Source organism: Paraburkholderia rhizosphaerae, assembly GCF_004366595.1.
Lineage (GTDB): Bacteria > Pseudomonadota > Gammaproteobacteria > Burkholderiales > Burkholderiaceae > Paraburkholderia > Paraburkholderia rhizosphaerae.
The window spans coordinates 105,824-124,640 of sequence record NZ_SORE01000007.1 but is presented as its reverse complement, the minus strand read 5'-3'; the positions used below and the strand labels follow the sequence as shown (position 1 = coordinate 124,640).

At 62.9% G+C, this 18,817-nt stretch carries 13 protein-coding genes; 5 read left to right on the top strand and 8 right to left on the bottom strand.

Annotated elements, in window-relative coordinates:
• Window position 1 precedes the first annotated feature (1 nt).
• Both BX592_RS11350 and BX592_RS11345 read left to right on the top strand, forming a co-directional pair.
• On the top strand, window positions 2–1,267 hold the full coding sequence (locus tag BX592_RS11350) for an efflux RND transporter periplasmic adaptor subunit (protein WP_134191869.1): 1,266 nt from the start codon (window positions 2–4) through the stop codon (window positions 1,265–1,267).
• On the top strand, window positions 1,264–2,934 hold the full coding sequence (locus BX592_RS11345) for an efflux transporter outer membrane subunit (protein ID WP_243849472.1): 1,671 nt from the start codon (window positions 1,264–1,266) through the stop codon (window positions 2,932–2,934). Before BX592_RS11350 ends, BX592_RS11345 begins: the two co-directional genes overlap by 4 nt.
• Here the strand turns inward: BX592_RS11345 and BX592_RS11340 are convergent.
• The 8 genes from BX592_RS11340 to tssK all read right to left on the bottom strand — a co-directional run bounded on the left by BX592_RS11340 (window position 2,909) and on the right by tssK (window position 13,362).
• Window positions 2,909–4,324: a heavy metal sensor histidine kinase gene (locus BX592_RS11340; protein WP_134191868.1), complete on the bottom strand. Its 1,416-nt coding sequence runs from the start codon at window positions 4,322–4,324 to the stop codon at window positions 2,909–2,911. The genes BX592_RS11345 and BX592_RS11340 overlap by 26 nt on opposite strands.
• Entirely contained in the window at window positions 4,324–5,001 is a 678-nt protein-coding gene (locus BX592_RS11335; protein WP_134191867.1) for a heavy metal response regulator transcription factor, read from the bottom strand. The genes BX592_RS11340 and BX592_RS11335 overlap by 1 nt, the downstream gene beginning before the upstream one ends.
• 226 nt (window positions 5,002–5,227) lie before the next feature.
• Entirely contained in the window at window positions 5,228–5,638 is a 411-nt protein-coding gene (gene tssE, locus BX592_RS11330; protein ID WP_134191866.1) for a type VI secretion system baseplate subunit TssE, read from the bottom strand.
• Window positions 5,639–5,666: 28 nt separating this feature from the next.
• A complete protein-coding gene (gene tssH / locus BX592_RS11325; RefSeq protein WP_134191865.1) occupies window positions 5,667–8,438 on the bottom strand; it encodes a type VI secretion system ATPase TssH in 2,772 nt (923 codons plus the stop codon).
• A 260-nt stretch (window positions 8,439–8,698) separates the two neighbouring features.
• Window positions 8,699–9,184, bottom strand: a complete 486-nt coding sequence (locus BX592_RS11320; RefSeq protein WP_134191864.1) for an Hcp family type VI secretion system effector — start codon at window positions 9,182–9,184, stop codon at window positions 8,699–8,701.
• A 145-nt stretch (window positions 9,185–9,329) separates the two neighbouring features.
• Window positions 9,330–11,255 (bottom strand): OmpA family protein, encoded by a 1,926-nt coding sequence (locus BX592_RS11315; protein WP_134191863.1) that lies wholly within the window; start codon window positions 11,253–11,255, stop codon window positions 9,330–9,332.
• On the bottom strand, window positions 11,252–12,013 hold the full coding sequence (locus BX592_RS11310; protein ID WP_243849471.1) for a DotU family type IV/VI secretion system protein: 762 nt from the start codon (window positions 12,011–12,013) through the stop codon (window positions 11,252–11,254). Before BX592_RS11310 ends, BX592_RS11315 begins: the two co-directional genes overlap by 4 nt.
• Window positions 12,010–13,362: a type VI secretion system baseplate subunit TssK gene (gene tssK, locus BX592_RS11305; RefSeq protein WP_134191862.1), complete on the bottom strand. Its 1,353-nt coding sequence runs from the start codon at window positions 13,360–13,362 to the stop codon at window positions 12,010–12,012. Before tssK ends, BX592_RS11310 begins: the two co-directional genes overlap by 4 nt.
• A 532-nt stretch (window positions 13,363–13,894) precedes the next feature.
• Here tssK and tssB point away from each other — a divergent pair.
• The 3 genes from tssB (at window position 13,895) to BX592_RS11290 (ending at window position 18,811) form a co-directional block, all read left to right on the top strand.
• On the top strand, window positions 13,895–14,407 hold the full coding sequence (gene tssB, locus BX592_RS11300; protein ID WP_134191861.1) for a type VI secretion system contractile sheath small subunit: 513 nt from the start codon (window positions 13,895–13,897) through the stop codon (window positions 14,405–14,407).
• A gap of 73 nt (window positions 14,408–14,480) precedes the next feature.
• Window positions 14,481–16,043 carry a type VI secretion system contractile sheath large subunit gene (tssC, locus tag BX592_RS11295; RefSeq protein ID WP_134191860.1) on the top strand — a complete coding sequence of 521 codons (1,563 nt, stop codon included), beginning with the start codon at window positions 14,481–14,483 and terminating at the stop codon, window positions 16,041–16,043.
• Between the two features lie 98 nt (window positions 16,044–16,141).
• Complete coding sequence (locus BX592_RS11290; protein WP_134191859.1) at window positions 16,142–18,811, top strand: type VI secretion system Vgr family protein; 2,670 nt, start codon at window positions 16,142–16,144, stop codon at window positions 18,809–18,811.
• Window positions 18,812–18,817: the final 6 nt, after the last annotated feature.

Sequence of the window (18,817 nt, the reverse complement as noted above, 5' to 3'; positions counted from 1 at the left end):
AATGAACACCCCCGATACCGATACCCAACTTGATCGTTCGAACGAACAGAACGAAAGCGGCGCACCCGCACACAGCGACGGCGCGCCGGAATCGCCGCGGCCGGTCGTGAAACGGCGCTATCACGCGCTGCTCGCGCTGGGGGGACTGGCGGCGGTGCTGCTCGCGATCGGTGTGATGCCGCGGCTCGAAGCGAAGCGCGCGTTGACCGATCAGGTCGCCGCGCAACGTGCGCTGCCGGTGTCGATCGTGACGCCCAAGCCTGCGCCCGCATCGAGCGAATTGCTGTTGCCGGGCTCGGTGATGCCGTACGCGGACGCATCGATCTACGCACGCACGAGCGGGTATGTCACGCACTGGTACACCGACATCGGCGCGAAGGTTAAAGCCGGCGAGACACTGGCCGTGATCGAAACGCCGGAGCTCGACGCGCAATTGCGCCAGGCGCGCGCGGACGAAGCGACCGCGCAGGCGAACTACGCGTACGCGAATACGACCGCGCAGCGCTGGCACGAATTGTTGAAGACGCAATCGGTCGCGCCGCAGGACGCCGACGCGAAAACCAGTGACATGGAGGCGAAGCGCTCGATTCTCGCGTCAGCGCAGGCGAACGTCGCGCGGCTGTCGGAACTGGTGTCGTATGAGAAGGTGACTGCGCCATTCGATGGCGTCGTGACCGCGCGCAACGTCGACATCGGTTCGCTTGTCACCGCGGGCGGCGCGCCGGGTCTCGCGACGATGCCAGGCGAATTGTTCCATGTCGAACAGACGAGCACGCTGCGCGTGTACATCGATGTGCCGCAAAACGATGCGAGCGAGGTCAAGCCGGGCACGTCTGTCTACCTGACGACGCAGCAATACCCGGGACGACGCTTCGACGCGAAGGTCGCGCGTAGCGCCGACGCGATCGATCCGGTGAGCCGCACGCTGCGCGTCGAAGTCGACGTCGACAATGCCGGCGGTGCGTTGCTGCCGGGCGCGTATGCACAAGTGCACCTGCAGCTGGATTCTGCGAACCCGGCGCTCGAACTGCCGGTCAGCGCGCTGCTGTTCCGGCCGGATGGCGTGACCGTGGCGTTGGCTGGCGCCGATAACACGGTGCAGCTGAAAACGGTGACGATCGGCCGCGACTTTGGCACCTATGTCGAAATTGCGACCGGGCTCACGACGACCGATCGCGTGATCAACAATCCCGGCGACTCGATCGTAACGGGCGAACCGATCACGGTTGAAGCGCCGGCGCCCGGCGCGGCGGTGGCCAGCAAATGAGAGCCGACGGTGCGAAGAACCAGGAGCGGATGATGACGAACCTGCCCGTATCATGGATGCGTCGGTGCGACGCCGCAGTGAGAGGTGCGCTTGGACGCGTGTTCGGGGGCGCATTGACGTGTGCACAGAGGGTTGCGCCGAGTGGCGCGCTGAGAGATACGCCAACGGCAGTCCCGAGCGGCGCACTGAAGGCCGCACCGACAGCCGCCTCTGGCATTGCCTCACGCGCGGCGCTTGCCGGCCTGCTCGCCGTCTCGCTGGCGGCCTGTTCGACGCTGCCGGCGTATACGAAGCCCGATGTCGACGTACCGGCCCACTTCGCGGGCGCGTCGGCAACGCCGCAACCCGCGAATGGCTGGTCGGTCGCCGCACCCGGAGATGCCGCGCCGCGCGGCCCCTGGTGGACCGTTTTCAACGACGCTGAACTGAATAGCCTGGAAGCACGCGTCGACGTATCGAATCAGACCGTGAAGAAAGCGATCGCGCAACTGGAGGAGGCGCGTTCGATGGTTGCGTATCAGCGCTCGGGATTCTTCCCGACGGTCACCGCCGGGACCTCCGCCGAGCGGTTCCGGTCGTCGCAGAACGTCAAGCATTTATCGAAGGCGGGCCTGACGCTGCCCGACTACTCGGTCGGTCTGAACGCAAGTTGGGAGCCGGACCTGTTCGGCCGGGTGCGCGATTCGGTGGTGGGGGCGAGCGACGAGGCACAGGCGTCCCAGGCGGATCTCGACGCGGTGCGTCTGTCGGTCAGCGCGGATCTCGCCGCCGACTACTTCGATCTGCGTGCACTCGATATCCAGAAGAAGCTGCTCGACGACACGTTGACCGCCTATGCGGCCGCGCTGAAGATCGTCCAGCAGAAGTTTCAGATCGGCGTGGTCGATGCGTCGGTGGTCGCGCAGGCGCAAACGCAGCTTGAAAGCACGCGCACGCAGGACACCGATATCGACGTGCAGCGCGCGCAGTTGCAGCACGCGATCGCGACGCTGATCGGCGAGCCGGCGTCGACGTTCACGATAGCGCCGAACACGTCGGCGGTACCGGTGCCCGATATTCCGCCGGGGCTGCCGTCGCAACTGCTCGAGCGCCGGCCCGATATCGCGGCGGCCGAGCGACGCGTCGCCGAGGCCAACGCGCAAATCGGCGAAGCACGCGCCGCGTACTACCCGAGCCTGACTCTGTCCGCGAGTTCCGGCCTCGAAAGCACATTCTTCGCGCCCTGGTTGACCGCGCCGAGCCTGTTCTGGTCGCTCGGGGCACAACTCGCCGGCACGCTGTTCGATGGCGGCCGACGCAATGCCGCGCTGCAAGGTGCGCACGCACAGTACAACGGCGTGGTCGCCGACTATCGGCAAACGGTGCTGGTCGCGTTCCAGCAGGTCGAAGACCAGCTGTCCGCGCTTTCGACACTCGCGAGCGAAGCGCAAAGCCAGCAGCTCGCGGCCACTGCCGCGCAGCGTTCGCTGTTGCTGACGACGAATCAGTTCAACGCCGGCGCGGTCAGCTATCTCGACGTCGTGACTGCGCAGACGATCGCGCTGACCAACGAGCGCACCGTCGATCAGATCGACGCGCGGCGTATCGATGCAAGCGTGCAGCTGCTCAGGGCGCTCGGCGGCGGATGGGATCGCGCAGTGCTTACGTCTTCGGAAAGCGCAAAATAAAGCGCGTGCTGGCTTCGTCGCTTTCCGCGTACGCGCTGCCACCGTGTAGTTCCATGATCGTGCGGACGATCGCAAGGCCCAGACCGGTCGAGGCGGGACCGGCCGGCGCGTGGTGGCGCGCCGGGTCGGCGCGGTAGAACCGGTCGAACACGCGTTCGAGCGCGGATGGATCGATACGCGAACCCTGATTGGCGACCGTCACGCGCACCGCATGCGCGCCCGGTTCGGCGCTGAGCCTGATCTCGCGCCCGCGCGGCGTATGGCGTATCGCATTGGCCAGCAGGTTCGACACCGCGCGGCGAAACAACTCGGGATCGGCGCGGACTTCACCGGCGCCGGTGACGTGCACCTGCACGCCGGCATCGTCGGCGAGACCTTCGAAGTAGTCCGCGACACGCTTGAGCTCCTCGTGTGTATCGACCGTTTTCATATGCGTGGCGAATTGCGGATGCTCGGCGCGTGCGAGGAACAGCACGCTTTCGATCATCCGCGACAGGCGCTCGCATTCCTCGAGGTTCGATTCGAGCACCGCCTGGTAATCTTCGGCGCTGCGCGGCCGCGCGAGCGCGACTTCGTTCGAGCCGCGCAGGTTCGCAAGCGGCGTGCGCATATCGTGCGCGAGATCGGCGGTGTACTGGGACATTCGCTGAAAGCCGCCCGCGAGCCGCTCGAGCATCGCGTTGAGCGACGCGATCACCGCCGCGAGCTCGCGCGGCGCGTTGTCGATTTTCATCCGCTCGTGCAACCGGTCCACAGTCACCTGTGCCGCGTGCGCGGCAAGCTGGCGCAGCGGGCGCAGCGATTCATGGACCAGCATCCAGCTCATCAGGAACGCGAGCAGCATCCCGGCGAAGCCGGCGCCGTACAGGCGGTCGCGATAGTGATCGAGCAGCAGCCAGCGGTCGGACATGTCGCGCGCGATGACGATTGTTACCGTGCTGCCGTCGGCGAGCGATGCGTCGGCAGCGAGGCCACGCACGGGCACCCGCGAGTCGCGCCGCGCTTCGGCGATCGCGGTTTCGGTGATGCGCGCGGATTGCGGGACCCGCTGCGTCGCGACCAGCGGCTCGATCATCGACGTCGCGCCGCCGTCGATGTTGTGACTGAGCAGCATCTGGTTGTTCGTGTCGCGCACGGCCATCGACAGCGTGGCATTGCCTAGCACCTGGCTGATCAGACGGTCGGCATGCGCGCGCACGTCGTCGGCGGAGCGCAATTCGTTCGCGAGACGCCGCGTGTGGCGCGCGGCGAGCACGATCTCGTCGTCGTCCTGCTGGGTCACCTGCTTTTCGAGCGCGAAATAGAGCACGCTGCCGACCAGCGCGAACACCGCGATGGTTGTTCCCGCAAACGCGAGCGCGAGTGTCGTGGTCAGCGAGCGGCCGGCCATCAGTTGGACTCTTTATAGTCGATCACGTAGCCGACGCCGCGCACGGTCTGGATCAGTTTGACTTCGTAGCCGTCGTCGATTTTGGCGCGCAGCCGGCGGATCGCGACTTCGACGACGTTCGTGTCGCTGTCGAAGTTCATATCCCACACATACGACGCGATTTGCGTGCGGCTTAGCACTTCGCCCTGGCGGCGCGCGAGCAGTTGCAGCAGCGAGAATTCGCGCGGCGTCAGGTCGATGCGGGTCGCACCTCGTTTCACGCGACGCCGGTTCACGTCGATTTCGAGGTCGCCGACTTTCAGCAGTTCGCTTTCGCGCGGCGGGCCGCGACGCGCGAGCGTGCGCACGCGGGCGAGCAATTCGACGAACGCGAACGGTTTGACCAGATAGTCGTCGCCGCCGAGTTCGAGGCCGCGCACGCGGTCGTCGATGTCGTCGCGCGCGGTGAGAAACAGCACGGGTGTCGAGCGCGTCGCGCGCAGGGTTTTCAGAACGGCCCAGCCGTCCATCGTCGGCAGCATCACGTCCAGCACGATCACGTCGTAGTCTTCTTCCTGCGCGAGGATCAGGCCGTCGGCGCCGTCAGTCGCGACATCGACGCTATAGCCGGACTCTTCAAGCCCTTTCTTCAGATAGGCGCCCGTCTTGGGCTCGTCTTCGACGACCAGAATGCGCATGAAGGTACCTTGCAAAACGCTGAACGGCTTGAGTTGGGGCGCGGGTTGGTTGGGCCGCGCGGGTGCTGACTCGCGGCGCTTTGTCCGTCATTGAACCGGCGCGAGCAGTCCATTTTAAACGGAGCATGACCGTGCGTACCCGCACGACGCGGTGTGCCGTGCGTTTTGGAAAAGGATCGTGCGTGGCGGGTGTTCCGGCTTCGCGCGACGGCTGTGGTGCCGGGGGTCAGCGACGGACGATCCGCATCCGGCCCGGCGGCTCGAAATGCGTGCCGAACCGCACGAGTCCGCTTTTGCGCAAATGGCAGACCATTTCAAAGCTGACCAGGACGCCGGGGTCATCGTTTTCGATAATCTCGATGTCGATTGAGCGGACCCGCGGCTCGTACTTCAGCAAGGTGGTTTCCATCTGGCTTTTCAGTAGATGCGCGGAGGCAGGCAGCGCCTTATAGACGTTGGTCAGATCGGGGAGCCCATAGTCCGGTAAATGCTTGAGCGCGCCGGCGCGGGTATTCAGAATGCGCCGGATGTTTTGCTGCACGCTCATGCATTCGAGCGTGCGGTCGTCGTACGCATCGAGCGGCTCGCCGCCGATATGCGCGAGCAGGACGTCATAGAGGGAAGGACGGGCTGGCATGGCGTTTCTCTACGATAAATCGGGGGTGTCACCGCGTGACCGATGCGCACGCCGGGATCTCAACGGGCGAGTCGTCCCTCTCGATAAAGTCGATGGTCAGATCGCCGTCCGGCGAGCCCGATAGCCGGATCGCCGCCGGTGAGCAACCGCTGGCCATCCGTGCAAGCAATTCGCGCGACACCACGGGCAGAATGCGCTGGTTAAGGAACGCATCGACGTTGCGTGCGCCGGATTCGCGTTCGACACATCGCTGCGCGAAGGCATCGATCAGATCGTCCTCGCACGCGAACTGCACATCGTGTTGGCGGTGCAGGCGCTCGGCGACCTTCGCGAGCTTGAGGCGCACGATCGACGCGAGCGCCGCCACGTCGAGTGGCTGATAGATCAACGTCTGGAAGCGCGCGAGCAACGCCGGCTGGAAATGCGCGTTGAGCTGAGGGCGGATCGCGTCGAGCAACTCGGCCTGCGATAGGGATCGGTTGTCGAGTGTGGCTTCGTCGATCTGCCTGGTGCCGAGATTGGAGGTCATCAGAATCACGCAGTGGCGGAAGTCGATCTCGCGTCCTTCGCCATCGCGCATCGTGCCGCGATCGAACACCTGATAGAACAGGTCGAGCACGTCGCGGTGCGCTTTTTCGACCTCGTCGAGCAAGATCACGCCGTATGGACGTTGCCGCACGGCTTCGGTCAGGATGCCGCCACGCCCATAGCCGACGTATCCAGGCGGCGAGCCCTTCAACTGCGATGTGCAGTGAGATTCCTGATACTCGGACATGTTGATGGTGGTCAGCGCGGCTTCGCCGCCAAACAGCAGATCGGCCAGTGCCAGCGCGGTTTCAGTCTTGCCGACGCCGGACGGCCCGGCTAGCAGAAATACGCCGAGCGGTGCTTGTTCGTTGGCCAGTCCGGCTTTTGCGGTACGCAGGTGCTGCGCGAGTGCGGCGAGCGCGCCATGCTGGGCGACGACCCGGTGTGCCAGTTCGGTTTCGAGCGACAACAACCGGCGCAATTCGTCTTCGACGAGGTTGCCGACGGGTATGCCCGTCCATTCGGCGACCACCCGTGCAATGGCCAGCGCGTCGACATCGGCGAAGACCAGCGGTGCGGCGCCTTGTGCGTCGGCGAGCGCCTGCCGGGCGGCGGCGAACGGTTGCGGGTCGCGCGTCCCGGCGGCCGTGTCGCGTTGCTGATGGAGCGCGTTGACGAGCGCATATTCGCGTTCGTAGCGCGCCTGAAGTGTCGCGCACGCTTCGTTTGCCGCGTCGAGCAGCGAGTCGAGCGTCTCCCGCCGTGCCGGACGGTGGTCGATACCGGCGTTCCTGTCGGCATCGAGCGTCGTGCGTTCCAGTTCGAGTGCAGCGACCGCTGCGCGCGCGCGCAGCAGGTCCGCCGGCGGCGATTCAAGCGCCATGCGTACGCGGCCCGCGGCCGTGTCGATCAGATCGACCGCCTTGTCTGGCAACTGCCGCGCCGGAATGTAGCGGCGCGATAGCTTGACCGCCGCGACCAGCGCATCATCGCGAATGTGCACGCGATGGTATTGCGCATAGCGTTCCACGAGTCCGCGCAGCATCAGGCACGCGGTGTCATCGTCGGGTTCGTCGACCTTGACGATCTGGAAGCGTCGTTCGAGCGCCGCGTCGCGCTCGAAAAATTCCTTGTATTCGGACCATGTGGTCGCGGCGATCGTGCGCAATTCGCCGCGCGCGAGCGCGGGCTTCAAAAGGTTGGCCGCATCGGCGCCGCCGGTGGCGTTGCCGGCGCCGATCAACGTATGCGCCTCGTCGATAAACAGCAGGACCGGCACTGCGGACGCGCGCACTTCGTCGATCACGTTTTTCAGACGCTGCTCGAACTCGCCCTTTACGCCGGCACCGGCTTGCAGCAGGCCGAGGTCAAGCGTGAGGATGCGCACGTCGCGGATCACGCCCGGGACGTTGCCTTCGACGACGCGCAGCGCGAGGCCTTCGACCAGCGCCGTTTTGCCGACGCCGGGTTCGCCGACAAGGATCGGATTATTCTTCCGCCGCCGCGCGAGGACATCGATCATCTGCTGGATTTCGCGGTCGCGTCCGAACACCGGGTCGATATCGCCGCGGCGCGCCTTGTCGGTCAGGTCGATCGCGAAGCGCGCGAGCGATTCTCCGGAGGCGGGCAGCGCGGCGGAGAAGGGGTGGCCGCTGACCGGTGCGGGTTGATCGGTCGAGGACGGACGTTGATCGGCTGAGAAGCGGGAGCCCGCGACGGAAATCGGCGCGTTTGGCGATCGTTCTTCAGTAGACAGGGACGGCGCGCTTTCACTGGACAGTTGGCCGAGCCGCGGCAGTAACTGTCCGATGTGCGCACTCGACAACGGCAGCAGCGACACTACGTTGCGCGCATGCAAGACGTGCGGTGCATCGACGATTGCCTGCAGCAGATGGGCTGAGCGGATCGTTTTGCTCATGGCCTCGTTCGTTGCATGGCCGATCGTATCGAGCGATGCGTAGCCCCACGCGTCTTCCAGCACGCAGGCCACCTGCAGGGAAAGCGCCGGCTTGCCGCGCAGATTGCGCGGCGCGCGATCGATCGATTCGATCAAGGCCTGCCAAAGCGCGTCGATGTCGATTTCGCAACGCGTCAGCAGCGCGGGGATGTCACCGTCTCCGGCCGCGAGTAGCTTCAACAGCCAGTGTTCGACCGTGATCTCGCCTGCCAGGCGAGCGTGGCAAAGGCTCGCGGCGGACTCGAGCGCGTGCGCGCAATGAGCGTTGAGCTTGCGCAGCAGCGTGGACGTGTCGCGGGTGTTCGTAACGGGCATGCTTCGATCGTCCTACCTGTGAGATCGCACAGTTGAAGTAGTGTGGTTAAGTGGCGCGGTCAAGTGGCGCCGTTAAATACCGAGGTCAATTAGCGCTGTTGAAAACCGAGGGTAAATCGCGCGGCAGATAGAAACGCCGCTGCCTTCGAGCGATGAGCCCGCCCGCGCCGCTGTGCGGGCAGCGCGGGCGGGCGACGCGATACGCGCGCGCTCAGGCGGCGTGCGTGCACGCGAGCCCGTTACGACGCGGATTCGAGGGATCAGGAACGTTCGTTCCACGTGTCCTTGTGGATGATGTTGCCGTCCTTATACGACCAGGTAATCGTCTCGTAACGCAATTCGACGTCTTCGAGATGATTGTGCTTTTCATAGTCCGGATTCTTGATGTCGAGCATCTTCGGCTTCACCGCGACAATCTTCACGTTGTCGAGCTTCGTGTTGAAGTACTCCTTTTCCTTGCCCGCGTCGTCGATCCTGTACCACCGGATCTCGACCGACTTCAGCGTCTGGCCGCTCGTCACCGCCTTGTACAGATACGGCGTCGACGAGTCGGTTTCCTTTGTCAGCGTAATCGGCTTGTGCACGCGGGTGCCGGTGAGCTTGCCGGTGTTGCCGTCGGTCGGAATGTGCACGCCGTGATCGAACGCGACGAGTTCGACGCTGCCTTCACGGCCTTGCACCGTCACCGAACCTTTGATGTCGGCGCCGCCATCGTCCTTGAGCCACATATAGGCCGGAATTGCCATCTTTCACTCCCTCCTGAACTTGCTACGTACTGCAACAATCGCCCGGAGCTCGCTCCGGGGTTTCCGATTCCCGAAGCGGGGTGCTTCGGGGACTAAAACGAATCGATGTGTGGGTCTCTTTGCACGGCTCGCCCTCTGACGTCGGCTATCGCGCCGGATCGGGTACGAGTGTGATCTCGACTCGACGGTTTTTTTCGCGTCCTTCGGGCGAGTCGTTGCTGGCGATGGGCCGCGTGTCGCCATATCCCTGAATCGCAAATTGCGTGGCGGGAATACCGGAAGCGTCAGTCAGCCAGTCGCGTACCGCGGCGGCCCGCGCGACCGACAGCTTCAGATTGCTGTCCGGATTGCCGATGGCGTCAGTGTGACCCGCGACCAGGATCCGCTTGTCCGGATTCGACTTGATCAAGTCGAGCGCGCTGACCATCGCGCGTGTCGAGCCGGACTTGAGTTGCGCCTTGCCGCTGTCGAATAGCGACATGCTGTCGAGCGTGACGACCATCGGTGGCGCCGGTGGCGGCTGATAGGTCGAAATCGCGTCGTTGAGCACGGGGATCAGTTGCGCGCCGCGGTACATGCCGAACGACAGTTGCAGGGGGATACCCAGGCGCGCGAAATGGTCGAGCTGGTCGCGATCGGCAACGAGCGCGCGCAGTGCGTCCCGTCGGGCTGCGTCGTGCGACGGCGGGATCGTCGCGTACCGTCCGAGATCGGCGCTGACGCGATCGAGCAGTTTCGTGTTGTTCAACGTGGCGCCCCAGAAGGCGACGCCGGCCGCGCACGCGGTAAGGGCGAATGCGTGCGCGAGCGCGGCGACTCGTGGCGACACCCAGAGCCGCCGCGGCATCGCGCGAATGAGCGGCTGCGGCTGCGGCCACGGCGCTGGGGACGCGGCGACGCTCGCCGGCACGACTGCCGTTTGGGATTCGACGTCGAGTTCCCATGGCTTGCCCGAGCCCGTTGCGGGGCCGCAATCGATCCAGCCCACGCCATACAGCGCGCACGGCGCGGACGGCTGCCGATGATCGGTCAGCACGTCGAGCACGGCACGCCCGGTCCAGTCGACGAGCGACGCGAGCGCGGCGGCGCGGGCCGCGGCGCTGATGCCCGATGTGCCTGTTTGTCGCGCTTCTGCTTCTGCGGCGCGAAGGACGGCGTCAATGCGATGTTCGCGTGCACGTTGATCAAATTCTTGCGACGCGAGGGGTACGTCTGATGAAACGCCATACCACTGAGGCGTGGCGACGCCAGGCGATGAACCGGTTGCCTGCAGTGCTGCTGACGTGGTCGCGTCACCCGCCGGTCCGTCGGACGATCCGATGAGCCGCTTCGCGGTGGCGCTGCGCTGATAGATCGCGACGTAGGTCGGCAAGCGCGCGCCGAGCATCCGTGATGCATCTGCCAATGCTTCACGCAACCTGCGCAGCCGTTGTGTCAGCCCGTCGACACCCGCGTGCAGCGCGGGCGCGATTGACAGCACAACGCCGTCTGGTGCGCGTCCGTCGCGCCATTGTCTGACCGCGACCGACAGCCTCGGTACGTCTTGATGCCGGTCGGCGCGCAACCAGATCGCACCGTCGCCGACATACGCGAAACGCGTGTCGCCGTCGCGATCGAATAGTGCGGGCAAGCCATCGCCGGTGACGAGAACAAGCGGCATGCGTGTACGCAATCGGACGGGGATTTCCGCAGCTGCGATGCCGAGCGCAGTTAGCACTTGCGCATTTTGCGCGCGAGCCAACGCGATCTGGCGGGTCCGCGTCCACACGAGCACGAGTGCAAGCAATCCGATTACCACGGTGCTCAGCGACGCCAGCGCGCGACCGACAGGCAGCACGAGCCATAGAACAGCGAGCGCGAGCACCGCCGCGAACGCTACAACGGAGCGAAACGGGTAACCAAGACCTTCATCCGTATCGCGTTCCGTCGCTTCAACGGGTTTCGCGCTGGCACGGTTGATTGCGTTCGTGGGAGAACCGTGAACGTCGTGCTCAAAAGGTGATGGCTCCGTTGGCCTGGGCTGGGACGCTGCATTTTCGAACGCCGTCGCCTTTGCTGACGTCGTACTCATCGGTGTACCGCCTGCGCTACGAGGCTCGCGAGCTTTGCATCGAGCGTCGCGCTCCAGACGAGCCATACCACGGTGGCCGCTGCGCTGGCGACGCACACAATCGCCCATGGCGACAGGCGGTAGAGCCAGTTCGTGATATGCCAGCTCGATCGGTTGACGACAATTGGCCGATGTCGCTCTGGACGCAGCGTGTCCAGTTGCGCGTTAAGCGCAGCGACTAACGCGGCCCGTTCTGCGTTGCCCTCGGCGTCGCCCGGTCCCGACGATTTCCGGCGGGGGGATGCGTAACGACCGACAAATCCCAGTGCGAGAACGTCTGCATAGTATTCGAGCAGATCGACGTGTGGCGACGATTCGCGCATCCGGTGTTCGAGCCGTTCGAACACTCGCTCGCCCGCGTCGTGCCGGTTCGTACGCTGGATCTGCAACGGGTGCGCATCCCATCGCGATCGGTCGTTGCTGGGCAAATAAGTGAGTGCCATCTCGTCGATCAGGCCGCATTGCGCAACGAGCGCGTCCTCGCGTACGTCGTCTGGGTAGCCGCAGCGTTCCAGTGCCGCCGCGAATTCATCGATTCGCTGGTTGGCCTTGTTGCGCAATGTATCGAAGCTTTTTGTGTTGCCGCTGGTGGCCAATTGAGTGACAAGCAGCGCGGTATCGCGCAGCAGGCCGCGCATGCTCGGTGACGAGGCGCCCGTTGCGGCGGTCGATCGATCGACCAAACCGGCCCGGCGGTGAGCGAAATTGAACAGACTCATGAACGCAGCACCGCGTGAAGTTGAAGTGCTGCGTCGGGAATCGACGCAGGCAGATAGATCTGGCACGCATGGGCGGCGAGCATGCGCGCGTGTGCCGGATCGTCGGCGTCCAACGCGAAATAGTGGTTGTCAAGGCGGACCGGGATGGCTGACGGTACGCGTTGTACCGGTTTGATCGGAATGCCCGCGAGCGCGGAGTTCACGATGTGCTCAACGTCATCCGGTGCGCCGATCTTGCACAGCCGGGCAAACTGCTCGACCAGTTCGAACGGCGGCAGCGACGAACTGACGGACAGGTACCAGTCCGCCGCGTGGGTGGCGATGCGCTCGTCGAGGAAGTGGCCGATCCATGTCGTTGCACTTTTGTGTGTCAACGCGATCGACACGACCCGCGACGGGATGATCGCGTCAAGCAACTCGCGAATTTTCGTTTCGAGCCGCGTAAAGATTTCGTCGGCACGCGCGTGGTCATAGGACGGAACATCGGTGAGTTGCGCACCCGTCGAGAACGTCATCAACGCGCTGGTCAGTTGCGCGAGCACCGCATACAGGCGTTCAGGCGGTTGCCCTGAATGAGACGCGAGGAATCGTAGCTGCGGCCACGCGGCATGAATACAGTGAAGCAGCCAGAACAACTGGACGTCCGCCACGCCGTATTCGGTGACCTGCTCAATGCGCTCGCCGCGCCGCGCACCGAGTGCGACGCTTTTCGACAGCAGGATGTCCGCCACGCGGTTGACGCGTTCGATATGCAACGGATGGCTCGCCAGCGTGAGGCACGGCGGCACATAGCGATGGTCCAGCTTGAATTGACCGCTGCTCGTATGTGTGAGACGCGCGATTGCACATACGGTGGCGTCCGCGCACGGCTCGAAATCGAATAACAGACGCACCGCGTGGCGCTCCGCGGCGATTTCCGTTTCGCCCGCGCCGTTGCGGTCGGTAACGCGTACGAAATCCCGGAACGAGCGGCGCGGCTGCGCGAGTGCGGCTTCATCGAAGCGGCAGTTGTTGCCGTTCGCGTCCGGCAATGCCAACGCGGCCAGAACCACAACACTTTGCAGATCGGCTGGTAGACCCTGCGTGAGGTCACGAGCGGGCGGTAGCGCATCGGTGACGGCCGTGTCAAACGGTGTGCCGTCCGGAAAGCGCAGCTTCAAACGCGTGAGTTTGAGGCGCCCGGCATCGAGCGCTTCTTCGTCGACCTCGACGCCAAGCGTGCCCCATGGCTCGGCGAGCGCGGCCGAGGCCACTTGGAGCAGCGAGAACTCAGCCCACCGTTCCTGTTGCTGAAAGTGTTGTTGGGTAAGGATCAGGCCTTCGTGCCAAAGCGGTTTATCGATCCGCATGCGTGTGGTTAAGAAAATTTACGAGTTATGAAAACGCGACCATGAAATCGCAATAAGACGGAGACGTGAAAATTCCTAAGTCATGGTACAGATGGAGGCGAATTGGCGGTGCGCTTGATTTACTGGATTGGTATTCGTGATGGCGGAGTGTACGCGATGAATAAATCAATGGCAAATGGTTATTTCGGTGAATTTAAGATATTTAAAGACATTTAAGAATTGTTAAATTAAATGCGTCAGTCACATATTTGAATCTGGAGAATTCCTATGCCGTCTAGGTTCCGCAGCACAACGTGCAAGAGGCGGCAAGACTCCTTCAGACGGGGTTTGCAAAGTTTTGTCAAATTGTCGTTTTGGGGTATCTCTTTGTTTGAAATTCATGCGAACATAATCAGCCGGACGATTGCGAGAAAAGTCTGCTTGAATTTATTTGAGCGATAATGACTTGCGCGTTTATCCTGAGCAGAGCGCCAGCATTGATTGAATGCGGTCTGCGGAATTCCATTATCTGAATAGTTTTAAGAGGGCTTGAATGGACAGCTTCCAGCGCGAAATTCCGAAGAGTCGCGTCTCGATTACATTGGACCTGCATACGGGAGGGGCACAGAAAAAGGTCGAATTGCCGCTGAAACTGCTGGTCGCCGGCGACTTCAGCGCGGGCCGCGAGCAGGCGCCGCTCGCCGAGCGCAAGAAGGTGAACATCGACAAGAACAACTTCGACGCCGTGCTGGCCGACCATGCGCCTGAACTCAAGCTCGACGCGCACAACACGCTGGCGGGCGACGGCTCCGAGCTGCCGGTGAATCTCGCGTTCCGCTCGATGAAGGACTTCGAGCCGGAGCAGGTTGCCCGGCAGATTCCCGAACTGCAGGCATTGCTTGCGGTGCGCAATCTGCTGCGCGACCTGAAGTCGAACCTGCTCGACAACGGCACGTTCCGTCGCGAGTTCGAAAAAATCCTGAAGGACAAGCATCTGTCGGACAGGCTGCGCGGCGAACTCGCGCAGATTGGAAACGCGGCTACGCAGCCGGAGGGACATGCGTAGGCGTGTATCGAACAAACCGGCACTGACCGCATTCCGCAATCACCTAGCCGTACGAACGCAGGCAGACAACGAAATGAAGCAACCGAACGAATCCCGCCACGGGGAAACCGAAACCGTCGTACTGAACGCACCGCAGGCTGCGTCGTTTGATCCCGCCGACAGCCTGTATGCGTCACTGTGCAGCAAGATCAATCTGAAGCCCGTCAGCGAGGCGCGGCCACTCGAGGCGTTTCGCGATAGCGACATGCTGTCCGAGGCGTCGGCTGACGAACGAATCGCGCGCGGCATGGGCGCGTTCCTTGAATTGATCAGTCACGCGAGCCAGCCCGTCGACCGCCTCGACAAATCGCTGCTCGATTTTCATATCGGCCAGATCGACCGGCGGATCAGCCGTCAACTGGACGCGGTGATGCATCACCCGGATTTCCAGGCGCTGGAAGGGCGTTGGCGCGGGCTGAAAATGCTGGTGTCTCGCACGGATTTCCGCAAGAACGCGAAGATTGAAGTGCTCGATGTGTCGAAGGACGCGCTGATGCGCGACTTCGAAGACACGCCGGAGATCATTCAGAGCGGTCTGTACCGCCTGACATACATCGAGGAATACGACACACCGGGCGGCCAGCCGGTCAGCGCGATGGTCAGCGATTTCGAATTCGCCAATTCGCCGCAGGACGTGGCGTTGTTGCGCAATATCTCGAAGGTCGCGGCGGCCGCGCATATGCCGTTCATTGGCTCGGTCGGGGCCGCGTTCTTCGGCAAGCAGACGATGGAAGAGGTCGCGTCGATACAGGACATCGGCAACTACTTCGATCGCGCGGAGTACATCAAATGGAAGAGTTTCCGCGATACGGACGATGCCCGCTATGTCGGTCTGACGATGCCACGCGTGCTGGGACGGTTGCCATATGGGAAAGACACGACCCCGGTGCGTGCGTTTAACTATGAGGAAGCAGTCAAAGGTCCGGACCACGATCGTTACCTGTGGGTCAACGCGTCATTCGCGTTCGCGGCGAACATGGTGCGCAGTTTCGTCAACAACGGATGGTGCGTGCAGATTCGCGGCCCACAGGCGGGCGGCAAGGTCGAAGACCTGCCTGTGCACCTGTACGACCTGGGCACCGGCGCACAGCCGAAGATCCCCACCGAGGTGCTGATTCCGGAGACGCGCGAGTTCGAGTTCGCCAACCTCGGATTCATTCCACTGTCGTTCTACAAGAACCACGACTTCGCGTGCTTCTTTTCGGCCAACTCCGCGCAGAAGCCTGCGATGTACGAAACCAAGGAAGCGACCGCGAACAGCCGTATCAATGCACGACTGCCGTACATTTTCCTGCTGTCGCGCATCGCGCACTACCTGAAGCTGATCCAGCGCGAGAACATCGGTACCACCAAAGACCGGCGTTTGCTCGAACTCGAGTTGAACAACTGGATCAAGGGCCTTGTTACCGAGATGAAAGACCCGGGTGACGAATTGCAGGCATCCCACCCGCTGCGCGAAGCGAAGGTGACGGTCGAGGACATCGACGACAACCCCGGTTTCTTCCGCATCAAGCTGTTTATCGTGCCGCACTTCCAGGTCGAAGGGATGGACATCGGGCTGTCACTGGTGTCGCAAATGCCGAAGGCGAAGAACTGATCCGTGAGCCACTCGCGTGAACTGCTGGAACGCCGTGAGTGGCGTTTCAGCAGCGCGAGTCCATTTGCTGGTCGCACGATGGTGAGGAGAGGTCGGATATGTCGATGGTTCTGCCTTCGCAGGCTTATGAATTGAAGCTGGCGCCACATCCGGCGCCCTTCTCAGTGGTGAAATTCACAGGGCGTGATGCGCTTGGTGAGTTGTATCGATATGAGATCGAGTTCACGAGCGAAGTGGCCGGAATCCCGATGGACCAGGTCCTCGGTCGGCCGGCGAAGTTTATTGTCGATCCAATCGATCCGAACCTCGCCTATCTCCGCAAGATGTTTGGAGAGAACGCGGAGCAGTTTAGCGACAAGCCGCCGGCGTACACGATCCACGGCATCATCACGCAGTTCGACGAATTTGAAACGTCCGCCGACGAGACGCGTTACAGCGTGGTGCTGGAGCCAAAGCTCGCGGACTTGAACCGCGGGGTGACGAGCCGTTTGTTCCAGAAGCAGTCGGTGGAGGAAATTGTCACCGACACATTGCGGCACTACGGGTTCCAGGCCGGCGTCGATTTCATGTTCCAGCTGCGTGCGCAGTACAAGCGCCACGAGTACGTCACGCAGTATCACGAAACGACGTTTGGTTTTATCCAGCGCATTTGCGCGGAAGAAGGCATCTGGTTCCGCTGGGAGCAGAACAAAGACCGCGCGGTCATTGTCTTCGGCGACGACCTGGACGCGTACGCGCGCAAGCAGCGCACGGTTCCGCATCGAAGCGACTCCGGGCTCGAAAGCGTCGGCGCGGATGCGATCAGGACTCTTGGCCGGGCAATGCGGCGCGTGCCGGAGGCGGTGCGGCTGCACGACTATAACCATCGTCAGGCGGACGTGAATCTGCTTGTCGAAGAAAACGCGGCGCGGGAAGACAAGACGACCCACGCTGTCGATTACCGCTGGGGCGAGCACTACGAAACGCTGGAAGAGGGCAAGCGCATTGCCCGTCTGCGGCACGAAGCGCTTCTGGCAAGCCAGATCACCTTCAAGGGGGCGGGCAATCCATTCTGGCTTGAGGCGGGCGAGGTCATGCGGGTCGACCCGATACCCGCCGACGCAAAGCACGGCATTTTAGTGACGTCGGTCGCATCGCATGGCGGTCGCGGCCAGTCATACGGCGTGACTTTCAAGGGGATTCCGTCGGATCAGGTCTGGCGCACGCCGATGACGGCAATCCAGCGTCCGGCGATCGACGGCATTCTGCCCGCGCGTATCACATCGCCCGGCAATTACAAGTACGCGTACCTGACTGAACAAGGCTGGTATGTGATCGTGCTGCCGTTCGATCTCGATGAATGGAGTCCGGGCGGCACGAGCCGGCCCGTGCGGTTTGCGAAGCCGTATAGCGGCGATAACTACGGACATCACTTTCCGCTGATCGACGGGGCGGAAGTGGCGATCAGCTTCACGCAGGGCAATCCGGATCGACCGGTGATCATCGGTGCGATGCACGATAGCCTGCATCCGGACCTTGTCAACAATCTGAATCACACGCGCAACCTGATCGTGACAGCCGGCGGCAACACGATGCGGATGGAGGACAAGGAGGGAAACGAGCACGTCCATGTAATGAGCCCCTACCAGCACAGCGAGCTCAATCTCGGGCACATGGTCGATGCGAATCGCAAGGAACGAGGTAAGGGTGCGGAACTTCGTTCGGACGAACACGTTGCGGTACGTGGCGTGAAGGGGGTGTACGTTTCCGCCCACGAGCAGGCCACGGCGGACGGTAAGCAACTGGATATGCTGCCGGCCCAGCGTCTGCTCGAGCAGGCGTTGCAGCAGATGGAGTCGCTGGCCAACGCGGCGCAGGCCGCCGAGGCAATCGCTGCGGACTATTCAAAGCAGAAGGCCTTGCTGAATGACACGCTGAGCGAATTGAGGAAGGCCGGCGTGCTGGTTAGCGCGCCCGCAGGCGTGGCACTGGTGTCCGGCGACCATTTGCAGCTTGCGGCCGACAAGAACCTTATCGCAACCGCGGGTGGCAACGGAGATATAGGCGTTGCCAGGAGCCTCACAGTCGCTGCGGGCGACGCGGTGTCGATGTTTGCCGCGAAGCTGGGCATGAAGCTGCTCGCTGCGAAGGGGAAGGTGTCGATGCAGGCGCAGGGCGACGAGATGGCGTTGACCGCGCTGAAGGACCTGACCATCAGCAGCGTCGACGGTTGTCTGGTGTTGACCGCGTACAAGGAGATCTGGATCGGCGCCGGCGGGTCTTACATCAGGATCAGCGCCAATGGAATCGAGAACTGCACGCCGGGGGATATTCTCGAAAAGTGCGCATCGTGGAACAAACCCACGGCGGCATCCGCGCAAGTCAGCACGGTTCTGCCGAATAACCTGCCGGCTGAGCGCATGATGCTAAACCTCGCATCCTCGCCGTCCGCGATGGCGGCGATTCCTCAAGACGTTCCGTACAAGCTGTTCGCACGAGGTGCGTTGGTCGCGCAAGGTGTGACCGACGCGACTGGCTACATTGCAGTTGACCATCGAGCGGGCACGCAATCTTATCGGCTCGAACTGGCCAATGGCATCGCTTTCAACATTCCGGTAAGCGACGAATTCCGCGGAGATGCGGTGAATGGTGAATTGGCGAACCAGGGCTTCCAGTTCTTCGAGTACGGTGCGGATGGCAATGGAGTGGATCGTTCAGCGCATCGCCAGCGTTACGCCCGGATGTTGAACTCCGATACGAAAGGCAGCGGCTCGGAGGCCCTGTCATGAGCCAGC